Raw genomic sequence first — 16470 nt, forward strand, 5'->3', positions numbered from 1 at the left:
TCTCTCGGTAACGAATTTCAATCGCCCTTCCAGGCGTCCAGCAACACACTCGAGCAACTGCCGCCGAAGCCGAACGAAACGGACAGCGCGCGCGCGATCCTTGCATCGCGCGATGTCCGCACGACCGGCAGGCCGCCCAGCGCCGGATCGAGCGCGCCGTCCACCGCCGTGCCGGCGATGAAGCCGTCGCGCATCATCAGAATCGTGTAGATCAGTTCGTGCACGCCGCTCGCGCCGAGCGGATGGCCGGTCATCGCCTTCGTCGACGAAAACGCCGGGACGTCGCCGCCGAACACGGCCGACAGCGCCTTCAGTTCCTCGACATCGCCGAGCGGCGTCGACGGCGCGTGCGTATTCACGTAGTCCGGCACAGCCCGCGCCTCCGCCAGCGCCGCACGCATCGCGCGCGCGATGCCCGGCGCGTGCGGCGTCGCCATGCCGGCGCTGTCGGTGCATTGGCCGAAACCGGTCAGCTCCGCGTAGATGCGCGCGCCCCGCGCCATCGCGTGATCGAGCGACTCGAGCACGAGGATGCCTGCGCCCGACGCGATCACGAAGCCGTCACGGCCGACGCCGTACGGTCGCGACGCACGCTCGGGACAATCGTTGAATCCCCCCGACAGCGCGCCCATCGCATCGAACATCAACGTCATGTTGTCGTGCAGCGCCTCGCTGCCGCCCGCCAGCACGACATCCTGGGCGCCCGCGCGAATCAGCTGCATCGCCTGCCCGATCGCGAGCGTCGAACTCGTGCAGGCCGACGACGGCGAATAGGCCGCGCCCTCGATACCGAACGCCTGCGCGACGCAGGCCGATGCGGTACTGCTCATCGCCTTGGGCACCACATAGGGCGGCGTCCGGTCGACGCCGCGCGTGCTGGCGATCGCCATCGCGTCGTCGTAGGCGCCGATCGAGCCGATGCCGGAGCCGATGATCGCGCCGGCCCGCGGCGAGCGCAGTGCCGCCGGCTCGAGGCCCGCGTCGCCGATCGCCCTCGCGGCCGCGTGCGCGGCAAAGCGCGCCGTATCGCCCATGAAGCGCTCGTGCCTGCGCGCGAACGGCGGCTCTGCATCAACTGTCGCGACGCCGGCGACCTGGCTGCGGAAACCGCGCGCCTGCCACGCCTCGACGCGGCGCACGGCCGAGCGGCCGTCGCGCAGCGCGGCCGACACGTCGGCGAGCGCGTTGCCGAGGCACGACACGATGCCGAGCCCCGTGACGACCACGCGCGACGAGGCGCCCCGAGCGCGCGTCATGCGCCAGCGCGCCGGAAGATCAACGACGTGTTGATCCCGCCGAACGCGAAGTTGTTGCTCATCACGAACTCCGCGTCGATCGCGCGGCCGGCGCCCATGATGTAGTCGAGTGCGGCGCACGCCGGATCGACGTTCGCCAGGTTGAGCGTCGGCGCATACCAGTTGCGCTTCATCATCTCGATCGTCCACCATGCCTCGAGCGCACCGCATGCGCCGAGCGTGTGCCCGACGTAGCTCTTCAGCGAGCTGATCGGCATGCGCTCGCCGAACACCGAATGCGTCGCATGGCTTTCGGCGACGTCGCCGCGCTCGGTCGACGTGCCGTGTGCGTTGACATAGGCGATCGCCGACGGGTCGAGCGCGGCATCGCGCAGCGCCATCCGCATCGCGACCGCCATCGTCTCGGCGGTCGGCTGCGTGATGTGCGCGCCGTCCGAATTGCAGCCGAAGCCGACCACTTCCGCGTGTATCGTCGCGCCCCGCGCACGCGCGTGCTCGTACTCCTCGAGCACCAGCGTCGCCGCGCCCTCGCCGATCACGAGCCCGTCGCGGTCGACGTCGAACGGCCGCGGCGTCGACGCGGCGGCATCGTTGCGCGTGCTCGTCGCGTACAGCGTGTCGAACACGGCGACCGCCGGAGCGGACAGCTCCTCGGCGCCGCCCGCGAGCATCAGCGCCTGCTTGCCCGATGCGATCGCCTCGTATGCATAGCCGATCGCCTGGCTGCCCGACGCGCACGCGGACGAGGACGGCACGACGCGGCCCTTGAGATCCCAGAACAGGCTGACGTTGACCGCCGTGGTGTGCGGCATCATCTGCACATAGCTGTTCGACGTCACGTCGCGCATCGACCCGGTTTCGATCATCGCGCCGAACGCGCGGATCGGCTCGACCGACCCCGACGACGACCCGTACGCGACCCCCATGCGGCCGTCCTTGATCGATTCGTCGCCGGCGAGCCCGGCGTCGGCGAGCGCGAGCTCGCTTGCCCGCACCGCGTACATCGAGACCGGCCCCATCGAGCGCGTCTTCTTGCGCGGATAATGCGCGGGCGGCGTGAAGCCCGGCAGCGGGCACGCGAGCCGCGTGTGCAGCGACTCGTAGCGATCCCATTCCGGTATCCGCCGCACGGCGTTGCCGCCGGCCTTCAGGCGCGCGTCGATTTCCGGCCACGTCTCGCCGAAGGCGGTCACGCCGCCCATTCCCGTTACGACGACCCGCTTCATCACACCATCCCGCCGTTGACCCCGATCACTTGCCGGGTGACGTAGGACGCGGCATCCGACATCAGGAAGCCGACCACCGACGCGATTTCCTCGGGCCGGCCGACCCGCCCCATCGGCACCGTCTTCAATGCATGGTCGAGCGGCACGTCGTCGAGCATCCCCGTATCGACGAGGCCGGGCGCCACGCAATTGACCGTGATGCGGCGCGATGCGAGTTCGACGGCGAGCGCCTTGGTCGCGCCGATCAGGCCGGCCTTCGCCGCGCTGTAGTTGACCTGCCCGCGGTTGCCCATCACGCCGGACACCGACGCGATCGTCACGATGCGGCCGCCGTTGCGCAGCCGGACCATCGGCATCGTCAGCGGGTGGACGACGTTGTAGAAGCCGTCGAGGCCGGTCTCGATCACGATGTCCCAGTCCTCGTCGGACAGGGCCGGAAACGCGCCGTCGCGCGTCACGCCCGCGCTGCAGACGATGCCGTAATAGGCGCCGTGCGCTTCGACGTCGGCTTCGAGCAGCTGGCGGCATGCGGCCCGGTCGCGCACGTCGAACTGCAGCACGCTCGCCGTGCCGCCCTGCTGCGCGATCGCATCGGCCGCCGCCTGCGCTTCCACGCGGCCGCTGCGGCAATGGACCGTCACGGCAAAACCGTCGGCCGCAAGACGCAGCGCGACGGCGCGGCCGATGCCGCGGCTCGCGCCCGTCACGAGTACTCGCCGAGTCATGAGTTGAAGCTCCCTTCGATGAATGTCTGGAAGTCGTCCGGCTGATACACCTTGACGACGGCTTCGGCGCAGCAGGTGTCGCCGATGTGGATCGTGCATTCGTACGCGCCGTGCCCCGCTTCGCTGCGCAGCAATTCCTGCGCGGCGATCCGCAGCGTGGCGCCGGCGTCGAACGCCGGGCGATGCATCTTGTAGCCGCTCGTGCCGAGCAGCACGCCGGGACGCGCGCGGCCGCCCGCACGCCTCGCCAGCAGGCCGACGTGCGCGGCAATGGCCTGCGCCATCAGCTCGATGCCGATCCATGCCGGCATCGCGCCGTCGCCGGCCGCATACCACGCGTCGGGGCGCGCCGTGGCACGCACGTCGATCGCCGTCTCCGTGCAGCGCTCGATCGCATCGAGCATCAGCATCGTGCCGCGATGCGGCAATACGTCGAGCACATCGCACACGGGAATATCGGCGGGCGTCGGCGCTGCCGTTGGAGTCAATGAACCGGCCTGCATGTCAGCGCCCCAGAACCAGGCTGGCATTGCTGCCGCCAAATGCGAACGAATTGCTCATCGCGTATTGCCCCCGTCCGTCGCCGCCCAGGCGGCGCGACGTCCGTACGAGATCCAGTAACGGAAGGGCCGGATCGGCCTCGCCGTCCCACACGTGCACCGGCAGCGCGATGTCGCGCGCAAGCGCCAGCCATGCGAACGCCAGCTCGGTCGCGCCGGCCGCCCCCAGCGCGTGCCCCGTCAACGGCTTGGTGCCGCTCGCGGGCACGCCGTCCGGAAACACGCGCGCCATCACGCGCGCTTCCATCGCGTCGTTGTGGCGCGTGGCGGTCGCGTGCAGGTTCACGTAGCCGATCGCGGACGGCGTCACGCCGGCGTCGGCGATCGCCTCGCGCAATGCCATCTCCGCGCCGCCGCCTTCCGGGTCGGGTGCCGAAATGTGGTGGGCGTCGCTCGATTCGCCCACGCCCGCCAGCCGGATCTCGCCCTCGTCGCGGCACATCACGAACACCGCCGCGCCTTCGCCGACGTTGATCCCGCAGCGGTTGCGGCTCATCGGATTGGTGCGCGCCGGGCTGACCGATTCGAGCGACGCGAAACCCTGCATCGTCAGCTCGCATAGCGAATCCGCGCCGCCGACGACAACCGCGTCGCAGAGGCGCAGCCGCAGCAGGCGGCGCGCGGCGGCAAACGCCTTCGCGCTCGACGTGCAGGCCGTCGACAGCGTATAGGCCGGCCCGGCCAGGCCGAGGGCCGCCTTCACGAACGGCGCCGCCGTGCCGATTTCCATCTGCCGGTAGTCGAATGCGGCCGGCATCGCGCCGGTGGCGGCGCGATGCGCGAACGCTTCCTCGGCCGCCCGGATGCCCGACGTGCTCGTGCCGATCACGACGCCGACGCGGGCCGGCCCGTAGCGCGCCACCGCCGCCTCGACGGCGGACGCGACCTGCGCGAGCGCCGCCAGCAACAGGCGGTTGTTGCGGCAGTCGAAATGCGCGAGCGCGTCGGGCGGCGCGATGTCGAGCGGCGTCAATACGCGCCCGGCAAAGGCGTCGCCGCCGTCGGCGGATGCATGCCCCATGCCCGGCGACACGCCGTCGCGCAACGCACCGGCGATCTCGTCGACGTTGCCGCCGAGCGCATTGACCATGCCGAGCGCATGCAGATAAACCGATTCCTGCTTCATCAGTGGATTTCCTTGCGGGCTGGCGCGGCGAGCGGCGCGAACAGCACCGCGAACACGATCCCCATCGCGAGCGTCGTGCCGAAGCTGCGCAGCGCGGGCATGGCGCTCACGCCGAGCATTCCGAACGACAGCAGCGTCGTCGCGGCGGACAGCAGCACGCCGCTCCACACCGCGCCGAGATTCGCGGCGTCGCGCTGGCAGCCTTCGCGCAGGAACACCGCGTAGTTCGCGCCGACGCCGAGCACCAGCATCAGCGCGAGCCAGTTGAACAGCGTCAGCGGCACGCGCAGGTAGCCGAACACCGCGAGCGCGAGACTGATCGCGAATACGACCGGCAGCGTCGTCGCGATGCCGCCGCGCACGCCATAGCGCCAGCACAGCAGCGCGGCGACCACGACGAGCGCACCGGCCAGCCACAGCGCGCTGTCGACGCGATAGGCGCCGAACAGCCTCGATACGCTCGCGGCCTTGTCGACGAAGGTGACGCCGGGAACGCGCCGCGCGAGCGCCTCGAGCGACGCGAGGTTCGACGCGTCGACCCGGCCGGGAATCGCCAGCGCCGCATACACCGGCTCGCGCCCGTCGATCCGGCCCATCCACAGGTGGCGGAACGGGGTCGACCAGCGGGCCGCGAGCCATGCATCGACCGACAGCGTCGCGCGCGCGTCGCGCGCGAACGCATCGATCCACGCGTTGGCCACGTCGTCGCGGAAGCCGGCGTGCGCGAGCGTCGCCCGCAATGCGTCGCGATCGGCAAACACGTGCGCCGCCAATACCGCGCGATTGCGCGTTTGCCGTTCGGCGGACGGCACGAACGCCGAGATCGACTGCAGGCCGCCCGCTTGCTGCGCGCCGTCGAGCGCGTCCAGCGCCGACGCCAGCGCCTCGGAACGCTGCAGCACGTGTTCCGGCGTCGGGCCCTGCACGACGAAGAACTGCGACGTGTTCGCCAGCCCGACCGCATCGCGAATCGCGCGCTCCTGGCGGGCGAGATCGGGGTCGCGCTGGATCAGCAGATGCACGTCGTCGTCGCTCGTCAGCCTGAGCCAGCCCGGCACCGCGACGAGCACGAGCAGCCCGGCGGCCAGCAGCGCGCGCCGGCCCCCCATCGCCGCCTGCCACGCCGCGAGCATGCGCGCGACACGGGCGAACAGCCGCGCCGGGGTGCGCTTCGGCGCATCGGTCAGCATCAGCGGCAGAAAGCCCAGCACCGCCGCGAACGCCGCGAGGATGCCGACCATCGCGAAGGTCGCGATCTGCTTGAGCGCCGGAAACGGCACCCACATCAGGATCGCGTACCCGAGCAGGCTCGTCGCCAGCGCGACGGCCAGCGCGGGACGCACCGCGGCCGCGCCGCGCCGCGCATCCCACGTCGCGCCGCTCGACAGGTACACGACGAAATACTGGATCGAATAGTCGACGGCCTCGCCGATCAGGCTCACGCCGAACACCAGCGTCAGCAGGTGCAGCTTGCCGAACAGCAGCATCGTCGCGGCGAGCGCGCAGACGATGCCGAACGCGGTCGACACGAACGCCAGCACGAGCAGCCGGGGCGAACGCAGCACGCCCAGCAGCAGCAGCGCAATCCCGCCCAGCGACACCGCGCCGATCACGTGCACCTCGCGTTCCGCGCTCGTGCGCGCCGCGTCGGCATGGAACACCGCGCCGGCGCGATCGACCCGCACGCCGCGAAAGCCGTCCGCAAGCGCGGCCTCGGCGTCGGACGTGGCGTGCCGCACCGCCTGCTGCACCTTCGTCTCGTAGGCCGAGCCGTCGAGCGACGCCAGCACGAGCACGCTCGTCGCACCTTCACGATGGGACACCAGCATGCCGTCCTCGAGCGCCAGATCCGATGCCGCCAGCGGCAGGCCGGCCAGCCAGTGCTGCAGCCAGCCGAACGGATCGTCGGCGACGGCGGTCGGCAAACCGTCGATCGGCGGGCTGTACAGCCGCTTCGCGAGCAGGTCGGACAACGGCGCATCGGCGCGCGCGAGCGAAGCGCGATCCGCGTCCGTCAACAGGCCGAAACGGGCCGGCTGATAGGTCGCCGCGATCTGCGACAGGTCGAACGGCGGCACCTCGACCGTCACCGAGCGGAATGCGCCGCTGCGCTCGAGCCGTCGGCCGAACGCCTTCGCGGCCGACTTCGCGCGCAGCGCGTCGGCGTCCGTGACGAGATACACGGTGCGGCCGCCCAGCGCGTCGCTCAGCGCATCCACCGCCTTCTCGGCAACCGGGTTCGCTTCGGTCGCGGGCAGCAGCGCGAGCAGATTGGTCTGCAGCGGCGATGGCCCGGCGAATCGCCACGCGCAATAGCAGGCGGCGGCCAACGCGACCAGCAGCCATGCCGCGCGCAGCAGCCAGACCCTCGGGCGCCTCGCCGATACGGCGAGCGCGTCGCGCGCCGTCTCCATCAGCGGGCCTCCAGCCACGCGCGCTCGGCCGGCGCCGGCGCGTCGACGCGCGCCGTCCCGGCGAATTCGAGCGTCGTGACATTGCCGTTCGCGAACGTCATGCCGAGGGTCTTCAGGTACGCGCCGCCCGTCATCTGCAGCGTGCGGATCGCCTGCGCAAGCTGCGGCTGGTTCGGCCGCAGCGTCAGGCGCCAGCGTTCGGGCGTGCCGCTCGCGTCGACGTCGAACTGCGCGTACAGGCCCGACAGGTCGCCCGCCAGCATGCCGCGCATCATCCGCGACACCTGCGCGACGCCGCGCGCGTCTCCGCGCGCGCGAACGAGCTGCCCGTCCGCGCCGACTTCGCGCACGCCGCCGTCGGTGATCACGTAGGTCGCCTTGTACGGCGTGTCGATGCGCCAGACCACGCCCGACGCCCGGTCGAACAGCAGCGAGCCGGTGCTGACGAGCGGCCGCGTCATCGCCGCCAGCGTCTGGGTCTGCGTGAAGTCGGCGCGAATCGTGCCGCCGCGCGCCAGCCGCGCGGCGACCTCGGAGACGAGCGCCGGGTTCGCCCGATGCGCGGCCGTCGGCGGCGTGGCCGTGTCGGAGGCCGTTTGTGCGCAAGCGCCGGTCGTCACGATCATGCCGAACACGGCGGCCGCCCAGCGACGCTGCCAGGTCACGCCCATTGCGCCTCCACCCGCTCCGTCAACGCCGGCGGCGACACGAACTGCGTTTCGTGCGTCGTCGCATCGACCGCGAGCTGGACCGTATAGCCCTTCGTCAGGCGCTCGCCCGAATCGCCGTCGAACACTTCGTAGCCGATCTTCAGGCGATTCTCGAATTCGAGCAGCGTCGCGCGCACGCGAAGCTGCTGGCCGTAGGTCGCGGGCCGCACGTACTTCAGGTGCGCCTCGACCACCGGCCACAGATAGCCGGACGCCTGCATCGCCGGATAGTCGTAATCGATCGCGCGCAGCAGCGCCGCGCGGCCGCTTTCGAAATACTTCAGGTAATGGCCGTGCCAGCAGACGTTCATCGCGTCGACATCGTGAAACGGCACTTCGACGCAGGCCGTCGCCGTCGGCATCGTCCGGGTCGCGCTCATGCGGCCTCCGCGCCGATCGGCTCGCACGCCGCGATCCGCGCGGTCAGCGCGCGCAGCTCGGCCTCGAGCGGACGATCCTCGACGACGAGCGGCGACAGCCGGTTCACGTCGTCGACGAATGCGCGCAGCGACGCCGACAGTTGCGTATCCGGCGCGGCGCGCATGCGCAGGCGCACGGCCTGGACCGTCGCGAGCACGTGCGCGGCCGCGACCTGCTCGGTCAGTTCGAGCACGCGCAGGCAATCGCGCGCGGCGATCGTCCCCATGCTGACCTTGTCCTGGTTGTGCGCCTCGGTCGAGCGCGAGAAGACGCTCGCCGGCATCGTGTGCTTGAGCGCTTCGGCGGTCCACGCGGACGTGGAAATCTGCACCGCCTTGAAGCCGTGATTGATCGGCGCGCGCTCCGGCGTCGCGCCCGTCAGGTTGCGCGGCAGCCCGTTGCTGAACTTGTCGTCGACGAGCAGCGCGAGCTGGCGGTCCATCAGGTCGGCGAGGTTCGCGACCGCCGTCTTCAGCGCATCCATCGCGAACGCGATATGGCCGCCGTAGAAGTTGCCGCCATGCAGCACGCGCCCGCCGTCCGGATCGATCAGCGGATTGTCGTTGGCGCTGTTCAGCTCGTTCTCGACATCGCGGCGCACCCACGTCAGCGCATCGCACACGACGCCGATCACGTGCGGCGCGCAGCGCACCGAGTAGCGATCCTGCAGGCGCCGCCCCGGCAGCTCGTCGCGGCCCGCGAGGTCCGCGCGAATCCACGCCGCCGCCTCGGCCTGCCCCGCGTGCGGTTTGGCTTCGAACAACAGTGCGTCGAAATGCGTCGCGCGGCCGTCGAGCGCGACCGTGGTCAGCGCGGTCAGGCGCGCGGCGATGCGCGTCAGGTTGTGGGCGCGCGCGAACGCGAGGCACGCCAGCCCCGTCATGACCGCCGTGCCGTTCATCAGCGCGAGCCCTTCCTTCGGCGCCAGCGTCAGCGGCTCCAGGCCGAGCGTGCGCCACACCGCGTCCGCCGCGCGCTCGTCGCCCTCGAACAGCACCGTGCGCTCGCCCGCGAGCGCGGCCGCCACGTACGACAGCGGCGTCAGGTCGCCGCTCGCGCCGACCGACCCTTCGGACGGAATGCGCGGCAGGATGCGGTGGTTGACGAGGTCGGCCAGCCGCTCGAGCAGCGTGAGCCGCACGCCCGAGTAACCGTAGGCCAGCGAATTGAGCCGCGCCGCCACGATCGCGAGCGTCTGCTGAGCGTCGAACCATGCGCCCATGCCGCACCCGTGGTAGCGCGTCAGTTGCAGCGGCAGCGCTTCGACGAGCGCGGCCGGCACGTCGACCACGCACGCGTCGCCATAACCGGTCGTCACGCCGTAGACGGTCCCGCCGCTCGCGAGATAGTCGCGCAGCCAGGCCGCGCCGCGCTCGATGCGCGCGCGCCAGGCCGGCGCATCGCTCAGCGCGACGCCTGCGCCGCGGCACGCGATCGCGATCACGTCCTCGATCGACAGGTGCCGGCCGCCGATCACGACGGCCGGCATGGGCGCCGCGCGCGCGGCCACGGCGTCCGCCTCCCTCGTGTCATGCGCGGTCATGCGGACCTCCATCGGGGCGTGCCCAGAAATCGAAGAAATTGAACCATTGATACGGAGCCTTGCGGCAATAGTGTTCGAGCCGCGCCGCATAGCGCTGCGCCCATTCGGCGACGTGCGCGGCGCGGCCGCGGCGCGGCAGGTCGATGCGTTCGGCGAACGATTCGAAGTACAGGCGGTATTCGCCGCCCTCCTTCAGGCAGAAGAACAGGTAGACGGGGCAGCCGAGCGCGTGGGCGAGCACGTAGGGCCCCTGCGCGAACGCGGCGTTCGCGTCGAGAAAGCGTGCATCGACGGTCTTGCCGGCGTCGTGCGCGGGCACGCGGTCGCCGACGATCACGAGCAGTTCGCCGGCGTCGATGCGCGACTGCATCATGATGGCGGTCTCGGGGCCGAAATCCGCGACCTCGACGAGCTGCTTCGCGAATTCCGCATTCGCCTGCGACAGCACGCTGTTGAAGCGCTTCGCGTGTTCGGTGTAGACGATCGCGGTGACTTTCGTATGCGCGTCGCGCAGCGCCAGCGCGCGCGTCATTTCCAGGTTGCCCAGATGCGCGCCGATCACGAGCGCGCCGCGCCCGCTCGCTGCCAGCGCGTCGAACGCCGTGGCGTCGTCGAAACGCACCCGCAGGCGATCGGCGCGCCCCGACCACGCGACGAACTTGTCGAATCCCGCTTGCGCGAACGTCAGCATGTGGCGGTAGGCGGTGCCCCAGCCGGGCTTCGGCAGCGCGCGCGCCGGGCATGCGTGCCCGAGCCGCGCGAAATAGCCGTGCGATGCGACGCGCGCGGCGCGATGGGTCAGCACGAAGTAGCCGACGATCGGGTACAGCCACGCGGACGTGATCCGCGTGCCGAACCAGCGGCAGCTGAGCGCGAGCAGCGCCATGCCGGCGCGACTGCCGCGCTCGGGCATGCGCCACCACGATCGCGCGGGCGTCTTCGCCGCCCCGCCGCGGCATACCCGCACGAGCCTGCGCGCGAGCAGCAGCGGCGCGCGCGCCAGCATCCCCGCGACGAGCCGCGTATGGCTCGCGCTGATGCGCACGTTGTCCCACAGCACGTCGAAATGCGACAGGCCATCGGCCGGATACACCACGCGCGTCGGGATCGTGCGGAACGCCAGGCCGCGCCAGTGCAGGCGAACCAGGATCTCGCTGTCGAAATCCATGCGCGTGGGCATCGACACCGAATCGATCAGCCGGCAAACGGCGTCGAGCGGATACAGACGGAATCCGCACATCGCGTCGGCGATGTCGAGCGACAGCGTTTCGATCCACACCCATACATGCGTCAGGTAACGGCCATACAAGCGCGCCTTCGGCACGCTTTCGTCGAACAGCGGCCGGCCGAGAATCACCGCGTCCGGCGCAGCCTGCGCGGCCGCGACGAACGCCGGCACGTCGGCGGCGTCGTGCTGGCCGTCCGCGTCGATCTGGATCGCGTGCGTATAGCCGTCGGCGCGCGCCGCGCGCAGCCCGGCCATCACGGCAGCGCCCTTGCCGCCGTTGACGGGCAGGCGGACCAGCTTCATCCACGCGGCGTGGCGTTGCGCCAGCGCGGCGAGCGTCTGCTGCGTCGGCGCGTCGCTGCCGTCGTCCACCACGATCACCGGCAACCCATGCACCGACAGACGCGCGAGCGTGCCGCCGATCGCGTCGCGATGGTTGTAGATCGGGATGACGATGCACGCGTCGACCGTCACGCCGCCTCCCCGTAGACGAACGTGCCGGACGTGCATTCGCGCTCGCCGCGCCGGAACGCGAACCGCACGCGCCGCCGCGCGGCATCGTGCGCGAGACGCAGCGCGAGCACCGCGCCCGGCGGCACCGGCGCCTTGAACTTCAGCTGGTCGATCGACCGGACCGCGCGCAGCGCGGGGATGTTGCGCATCGCAAGCCGCGTCGCCCAGTCGACCTGCACGACGCCGGGCAGAATCGGCAAGCCCGGAAAATGGCCGTCGAAATGCACGAGATCGGGCGGCACGCGCAACTCGGCATGCCATTCGTCCGCGTCGCGCCATTCGGCCAGCAATTCGAAACCTTCCGGCGTCGGCGCAAATGCGCCGGCGATCGCCGTCGCCGGCAGCTTCCCGCGCGCATCGAACGGCATCGCCACGCGAAAGCGCCATTGACGTGGCAGCGCTGCCGGATCCAGATAGGCGCCGAGATCCCGGCGCAGCGCCGCTGCCACCGCGATGCGTCCGTCGGCCTCGAGTGCGGCGCGGCCCGCGTCGCTCGGCACGGCCACCACGCCGATCCGCGCGCGCGACGTGCCGTCGATGATCGTCGCCGTCGCTTGCGCGATGAACGGATGCGCGACGATGCGCGCCTCGACTTCCGGCAGCGAGACGCGCTTGCCGTCGAGCTTGACGATGCGATCCCGGCGGCCCGTCAGTTCGAAGCAGCCGGTGTCGTCGAAGCGGGCCGCGTCGTCGGTCCGGTGCCACGCGTCGTGGCCGAGATGCGCGGAGCGCACGCTCAGCGCGCCGTCGTCGCAACGCACCTCGATGCCGGCCATCGGTCGCCATGCCGACGTCAGGTCCTGTCGACGCCATGCGATGCCGCCGGTTTCCGTGCTGCCGAAGATCTCGAGCGGCGCCTCGCCGAATGCGTCCGCGTAGGGCATCGCGGCATCCATCGGCAGCGGCCCGCCCGACGAGAAGAACACGCGCGGCGCCGGCGACAGCGCCGCGAACCCCGGCAGCAGCGGCCAGCGCATCAGTTGCGACGGCGTCGACACCACGATGCCGCCGCCATAGGCGGCCAGCCGATCCTGCAGCTGCAACGGTTCGAACGACAGCGCGCGATCGAATGCGCGCCCCGTCGCGAGCGGCCACAGAATCCTGAACAGCAGCCCGTAGATATGGTGATGCGGGACACTCGACAGCGTCACCGCGCCGCCGACCCGCGCGCCCCACTCGCGCTGCAACGTGCGGACTTCCGCATCGAATTGCGCCAGCGTCTTGCGCACCGGCTTCGCGCTGCCGCTGCTGCCCGACGTGTAGAGCGTGACGGGGGCGTCGGCGGCGATCGCACGGGCTGCGGCGGACGGCTCGCGCGTCCGGTCGCCGTCCGCGCACGCCGCCAGCGTGCGGTCGTCCAGCAGCAGGTCGTATGCCGCCGCGAGCTCGCCCAGATAACCGGGCGCGGCGCTGGCGGGAATGACCGTTTCGCAGCCGCTCGCCGCGACGGCGAAGAACGCACACGCGAATTCATAGGGATCGTCGGTGCAGATCGCCACGCGGCGCGCGCCGCTGCATTCGATCGCCCGCGCCACCGCATCGACGCGGCATCGAAACGCCGCGAGCGTGAGACTGGCATCGCCGTCGCGACAGACGACGGCGCGGGTATCCGCGGCCGCGGACAGCAGCTCGTGCAGCGCGATCATGCGGTCGTCGCTCCGTGTCGGCGCGGCATCACGAACAGTTGCCGCCAGATCCACTCGCCCGCCAGCAACGCGCCGATCAGCGCATACGCGATCGCGCCGTTGTACAGCGACCACGCCTCGCGGCTCCAGCAGAGCGCGGTATAGACGGAGAACGCGCCGTTCAGGATGAAGTACGCGCACCAGACCTGCGTGACGCGCCGCGTGTACTGCACGATCGCGGGCCCCGGATCGGGATGGCTGACGCGCGCGAACCGTTCGATCATCGACGGACCGCGAACCAGCGTCGCACCGAACGCGGCCAGAAGGCCCGCGCTGACGCACGCCGGATACAGGCGCAGCAGCGCTTCGCTGTCGGTCACGGCCATCGCCAGCGAGATGCCGGTCAACGCGGCCGCCACGCACCAGTCCAGCCGCGAAAGCCGCCGGAGCGCCGCCGCGAGCGGGCCCTTGCCGACCCAGCGCTGCAGCCACAGCAGCGCCACCAGGATGCAGCCGGCCTGACGCGGCGCCAGGCCGCGCCAGGCGAGCAGGATCACGAGCGGATAGGCGAGCATGAGCGCCACCCGCGCCGCGAAGGCCGCCCGGCGCAGCAGCGCGGAATCGGTCGCGCGATCGCGCGCCAGCGGGGTCATCGGCCGCGCGCGAGCAGCGTGTGAACGGCGGCGATCACGTCGCCGACGGTGCGCACCGATTTGAATTCTTCCGGCTTGATGCGCTGCCCCGTCAGTTCCTGGAGCTTGATGGCGAGATCGACCGCATCGATGCTGTCGAGATCGAGTTCCTCGAAAAGATGCGTGTCGGGCGTCACGCGCGCCGGCTCGATCGCGAAGTTCTCGTTGAAGATGGCGCGGATACGCTCAAGGATTTCTGCGTCGGTCACGAGTCACTCCCCTTTTGCCATGACGGCTTTGTTCGATTCCTGGTTCGCCTGCTGACCGGCGATCAATGCCGCCAGCGTGTTGACCGAGCGGAAATGCGCGCGCGTGGATTCGTCGTTCGCGGCGATCGTCAGGTTGAACTGCTTGCGCAGCATGATCCCGACTTCCAGCGCATCGACCGAATCCAGCCCGATGCCGTCGGTCGAGAACAGCGGCGCATCGTCGTCGATGTCGTCGACGGTCATGTCGTGAAGGTCGAGCATGTCGATCAGCAGACGCTTAATTTGCAGCTTTAAAGTATCCATGTTGAAACAGGTGTTGGGTGATGTGCGTCTCGATGGCGTGCGCGATCCCGCGTGCCGCGAGCGACGACGACGTCGGCTCGCCGCACAGCCGGCCCGGTTCGATCGGCTCGAGCACGTCGATGCGCATGCGAAACGCGCGCGGCGGCACGTGATACCAGCGCAGCGCCTTCGTGAACACCGGCGGATCGCAATCGATCAGCACCGGCTGGATCGGGCGATCCGATTGCAGCGCCATGTGCGCGAAGCCGCGCGAGAACGCATGCAGCCGATTCGCGCCCGGGCTGCGCGTGCCTTCCGGGAAAATGATCATCGTGTAGCCCGCCGCCAGTTGCCGCGCGCCGGCCTCGACCAGCTCGATCGCGTCGGCATTGCTCACGTATTCGGCCGCGCGCACGATGCCCCAGAAGCACGGATTGCCCCAGTGCCCCCGCTTGACGACGCAGCAGGCCTTCGGCGTCAGCGACAGCAGCACCATCACGTCGAGCCAGGTCGGGTGATTCGCGACGACGATCGACGGGCCGCCGTCGCGCAGCCGCGACGCACCCGACACGTCGAGCGTCATCACGCCGATCCGCTGCAACACGGCGACGAGCATGCGAAAGAAATGATGAATGACGAACGTCACCGCGCGCTGACGCGAGCGCTTGTGCGGCCACAGCGCGCCGCCGACGATCAGCGCCAGCGAAAACGCGCAGCCGCACGCCGCGAAGAACGCGAGGCTGATCCCGGTTGCGACGAGACGCCAGCCGTAGTCAAGCCGCGCGGTCATGCCAGCTCCAGCGCCAGGATGCATCGGCGCCCTGCCACGCCGCATTCGCGCGCTCGGACAGGCAACGCCGGATCGCCGCGCTTTGCGTGCGATCCGGCGCGATGCCCGCCGCATCCCCCGCGACGGACGCGCGCATTTCGCACGTCAGGTGGCCGACGGCCGAACCGGCATCGAACAGGATCGCCAGCGCTTCGCTTTGCGCATCGTCGTCGGGTGCGCCGTACACCGGATCGGCGGGTTCGTGCGCGTAGACGAGCAGCACCGGCGCCGACGGCGCGGACGCGCATTGCGCAAACGTCTCGAGCAGCGCATAGCCGAGGGTCTCGGGCCCGGCGGCGACCGCCGTGGCGGGGGACCGGTCGCCACGCGCGATGCCGAACACGCCGCTTGCGGCGTTAAGGACGGAAAGGCTGAATGCGGTGGGGGAAATCGGTTCCGCGGCACTGATGTCTTCGAGGATGCCGGTCGTGCGGGCCAGCTCGCCGTGACGAGAAGCGAACACCACGCGCAGCGCGCCATGCTCCCCGACACAGTCGTGGGCTGCCTGCAACGCGAGCCGGGACAACCGGCTCAGCCTGCGACGCACCATCGGATCGATAAATTCGACGCTCGGCATCCCCGTGGTCGAAATCGACGTCCATCTGGCGATTGGCATGGTCCAATGCAAATCGGCCATTGTTGTTCTCGTTGAGGTATTTTTTTGAAAGCGTCGTTATTTCGATATTCGCGCCGCCCCGCAGAATGCGCGCCGCTCCCGTCGATTCATTTGGCAAATCGCCGCAGACTCGTCAGGATTACAGAGTTCCCGAACACCACAGTGCGCGGCGGATTCTAACAGATACCTCGATGAAATCAACGAACGCCGCGTTGCCCACTTCTGCCGTTTAACCATGTTTAGCAAAGCCGATCGAATGTGAATGATTCACCATCGGCTCGACGATACGGCCGGAACACCCCGATTACGCACGAACAGGAAACAGACCGCGGCCGGCGCGCATTCCGTTCATGCGCGAATCGAGGAGCAAAAATCGACCAACAAGTCGAAATCAACTTTGCAAAAGCACCAATTCCCCGCGCTCACGTAATACAAGCGGGCAAGCGCCGCAGCGCGTCGACGCACGAACCTTATCCGATGACGATAACGGCATCGC

General features: G+C 70.0%; 16 protein-coding genes. All 16 read right to left on the reverse strand.

What is annotated here, in order from left to right:
- Positions 1-17: 17 nt before the first annotated feature.
- Genes ABFO07_RS12465 through ABFO07_RS12540 form a run of 16 tightly spaced genes read right to left on the reverse strand, consistent with a single transcriptional unit; the run spans position 18 to position 15995 of the window.
- Positions 18-1256, reverse strand: coding sequence for a beta-ketoacyl synthase N-terminal-like domain-containing protein (locus ABFO07_RS12465; RefSeq protein WP_347467387.1), 1239 nt, complete (start codon positions 1254-1256; stop codon positions 18-20).
- Positions 1253-2482, reverse strand: a complete 1230-nt coding sequence (locus tag ABFO07_RS12470; RefSeq protein ID WP_059811013.1) for a beta-ketoacyl-ACP synthase — start codon at positions 2480-2482, stop codon at positions 1253-1255. The genes ABFO07_RS12465 and ABFO07_RS12470 overlap by 4 nt, the downstream gene beginning before the upstream one ends.
- A complete protein-coding gene (locus tag ABFO07_RS12475) occupies positions 2482-3207 on the reverse strand; it encodes a 3-ketoacyl-ACP reductase FabG2 (protein ID WP_124517651.1) in 726 nt (241 codons plus the stop codon). Before ABFO07_RS12475 ends, ABFO07_RS12470 begins: the two co-directional genes overlap by 1 nt.
- A complete protein-coding gene (locus ABFO07_RS12480; RefSeq protein WP_059811012.1) occupies positions 3204-3710 on the reverse strand; it encodes a hotdog family protein in 507 nt (168 codons plus the stop codon). The genes ABFO07_RS12475 and ABFO07_RS12480 overlap by 4 nt, the downstream gene beginning before the upstream one ends.
- 1 nt (position 3711) lies before the next feature.
- Complete coding sequence (locus tag ABFO07_RS12485; RefSeq protein ID WP_347467390.1) at positions 3712-4893, reverse strand: beta-ketoacyl-[acyl-carrier-protein] synthase family protein; 1182 nt, start codon at positions 4891-4893, stop codon at positions 3712-3714.
- A complete protein-coding gene (locus ABFO07_RS12490) occupies positions 4893-7307 on the reverse strand; it encodes an MMPL family transporter (protein WP_347468661.1) in 2415 nt (804 codons plus the stop codon). The genes ABFO07_RS12485 and ABFO07_RS12490 overlap by 1 nt, the downstream gene beginning before the upstream one ends.
- Positions 7307-7933: an outer membrane lipoprotein carrier protein LolA gene (locus tag ABFO07_RS12495; RefSeq protein ID WP_230948185.1), complete on the reverse strand. Its 627-nt coding sequence runs from the start codon at positions 7931-7933 to the stop codon at positions 7307-7309. The genes ABFO07_RS12490 and ABFO07_RS12495 overlap by 1 nt, the downstream gene beginning before the upstream one ends.
- Before the next feature lie 35 nt (positions 7934-7968).
- Positions 7969-8397: an acyl-CoA thioesterase gene (locus tag ABFO07_RS12500; RefSeq protein ID WP_059885508.1), complete on the reverse strand. Its 429-nt coding sequence runs from the start codon at positions 8395-8397 to the stop codon at positions 7969-7971.
- Entirely contained in the window at positions 8394-9980 is a 1587-nt protein-coding gene (locus ABFO07_RS12505; protein WP_347467392.1) for an HAL/PAL/TAL family ammonia-lyase, read from the reverse strand. The genes ABFO07_RS12500 and ABFO07_RS12505 overlap by 4 nt, the downstream gene beginning before the upstream one ends.
- On the reverse strand, positions 9967-11718 hold the full coding sequence (locus ABFO07_RS12510; RefSeq protein WP_347467394.1) for a glycosyltransferase family 2 protein: 1752 nt from the start codon (positions 11716-11718) through the stop codon (positions 9967-9969). The genes ABFO07_RS12505 and ABFO07_RS12510 overlap by 14 nt, the downstream gene beginning before the upstream one ends.
- Positions 11679-13367: an AMP-binding protein gene (locus ABFO07_RS12515; protein WP_347467395.1), complete on the reverse strand. Its 1689-nt coding sequence runs from the start codon at positions 13365-13367 to the stop codon at positions 11679-11681. Before ABFO07_RS12515 ends, ABFO07_RS12510 begins: the two co-directional genes overlap by 40 nt.
- Positions 13364-13999, reverse strand: coding sequence for a hypothetical protein (locus ABFO07_RS12520; protein WP_059989253.1), 636 nt, complete (start codon positions 13997-13999; stop codon positions 13364-13366). The genes ABFO07_RS12515 and ABFO07_RS12520 overlap by 4 nt, the downstream gene beginning before the upstream one ends.
- Positions 13996-14247, reverse strand: a complete 252-nt coding sequence (locus ABFO07_RS12525) for an acyl carrier protein (protein ID WP_059566950.1) — start codon at positions 14245-14247, stop codon at positions 13996-13998. Before ABFO07_RS12525 ends, ABFO07_RS12520 begins: the two co-directional genes overlap by 4 nt.
- A 3-nt stretch (positions 14248-14250) precedes the next feature.
- The gene (locus ABFO07_RS12530) at positions 14251-14550 is read right to left on the reverse strand and encodes a phosphopantetheine-binding protein (RefSeq protein ID WP_059885673.1); all 300 of its coding nucleotides are present in this window, start codon (positions 14548-14550) and stop codon (positions 14251-14253) included.
- A complete protein-coding gene (locus tag ABFO07_RS12535) occupies positions 14525-15319 on the reverse strand; it encodes a lysophospholipid acyltransferase family protein (RefSeq protein ID WP_059566948.1) in 795 nt (264 codons plus the stop codon). Before ABFO07_RS12535 ends, ABFO07_RS12530 begins: the two co-directional genes overlap by 26 nt.
- Complete coding sequence (locus tag ABFO07_RS12540) at positions 15303-15995, reverse strand: beta-ketoacyl synthase chain length factor (RefSeq protein WP_059885496.1); 693 nt, start codon at positions 15993-15995, stop codon at positions 15303-15305. The genes ABFO07_RS12535 and ABFO07_RS12540 overlap by 17 nt, the downstream gene beginning before the upstream one ends.
- Positions 15996-16470 lie beyond the last annotated feature (475 nt).

The sequence above is a fragment of the Burkholderia stagnalis genome (assembly GCF_039848545.1).
GTDB lineage: Bacteria > Pseudomonadota > Gammaproteobacteria > Burkholderiales > Burkholderiaceae > Burkholderia > Burkholderia stagnalis.

Bases quoted from the DNA above. Each gene is read 5' to 3' on its own strand.
- ABFO07_RS12540 (WP_059885496.1), bottom strand. From the start codon at position 15,995: ATGGCCGATTTGCATTGGACCATGCCAATCGCCAGATGGACGTCGATT.
- ABFO07_RS12530 (WP_059885673.1), bottom strand. From the start codon at position 14,550: ATGGATACTTTAAAGCTGCAAATTAAGCGTCTGCTGATCGACATGCTC.
- ABFO07_RS12505 (WP_347467392.1), bottom strand. From the start codon at position 9,980: ATGACCGCGCATGACACGAGGGAGGCGGACGCCGTGGCCGCGCGCGCG.
- ABFO07_RS12470 (WP_059811013.1), bottom strand. From the start codon at position 2,482: ATGAAGCGGGTCGTCGTAACGGGAATGGGCGGCGTGACCGCCTTCGGC.
- ABFO07_RS12480 (WP_059811012.1), bottom strand. From the start codon at position 3,710: ATGCAGGCCGGTTCATTGACTCCAACGGCAGCGCCGACGCCCGCCGAT.
- ABFO07_RS12475 (WP_124517651.1), bottom strand. From the start codon at position 3,207: ATGACTCGGCGAGTACTCGTGACGGGCGCGAGCCGCGGCATCGGCCGC.
- ABFO07_RS12510 (WP_347467394.1), bottom strand. From the start codon at position 11,718: ATGCACGTCCGGCACGTTCGTCTACGGGGAGGCGGCGTGACGGTCGAC.
- ABFO07_RS12485 (WP_347467390.1), bottom strand. From the start codon at position 4,893: ATGAAGCAGGAATCGGTTTATCTGCATGCGCTCGGCATGGTCAATGCG.
- ABFO07_RS12500 (WP_059885508.1), bottom strand. From the start codon at position 8,397: ATGAGCGCGACCCGGACGATGCCGACGGCGACGGCCTGCGTCGAAGTG.
- ABFO07_RS12495 (WP_230948185.1), bottom strand. From the start codon at position 7,933: ATGATCGTGACGACCGGCGCTTGCGCACAAACGGCCTCCGACACGGCC.
- ABFO07_RS12535 (WP_059566948.1), bottom strand. From the start codon at position 15,319: ATGACCGCGCGGCTTGACTACGGCTGGCGTCTCGTCGCAACCGGGATC.
- ABFO07_RS12520 (WP_059989253.1), bottom strand. From the start codon at position 13,999: ATGACCCCGCTGGCGCGCGATCGCGCGACCGATTCCGCGCTGCTGCGC.
- ABFO07_RS12465 (WP_347467387.1), bottom strand. From the start codon at position 1,256: ATGACGCGCGCTCGGGGCGCCTCGTCGCGCGTGGTCGTCACGGGGCTC.
- ABFO07_RS12490 (WP_347468661.1), bottom strand. From the start codon at position 7,307: ATGGAGACGGCGCGCGACGCGCTCGCCGTATCGGCGAGGCGCCCGAGG.
- ABFO07_RS12515 (WP_347467395.1), bottom strand. From the start codon at position 13,367: ATGATCGCGCTGCACGAGCTGCTGTCCGCGGCCGCGGATACCCGCGCC.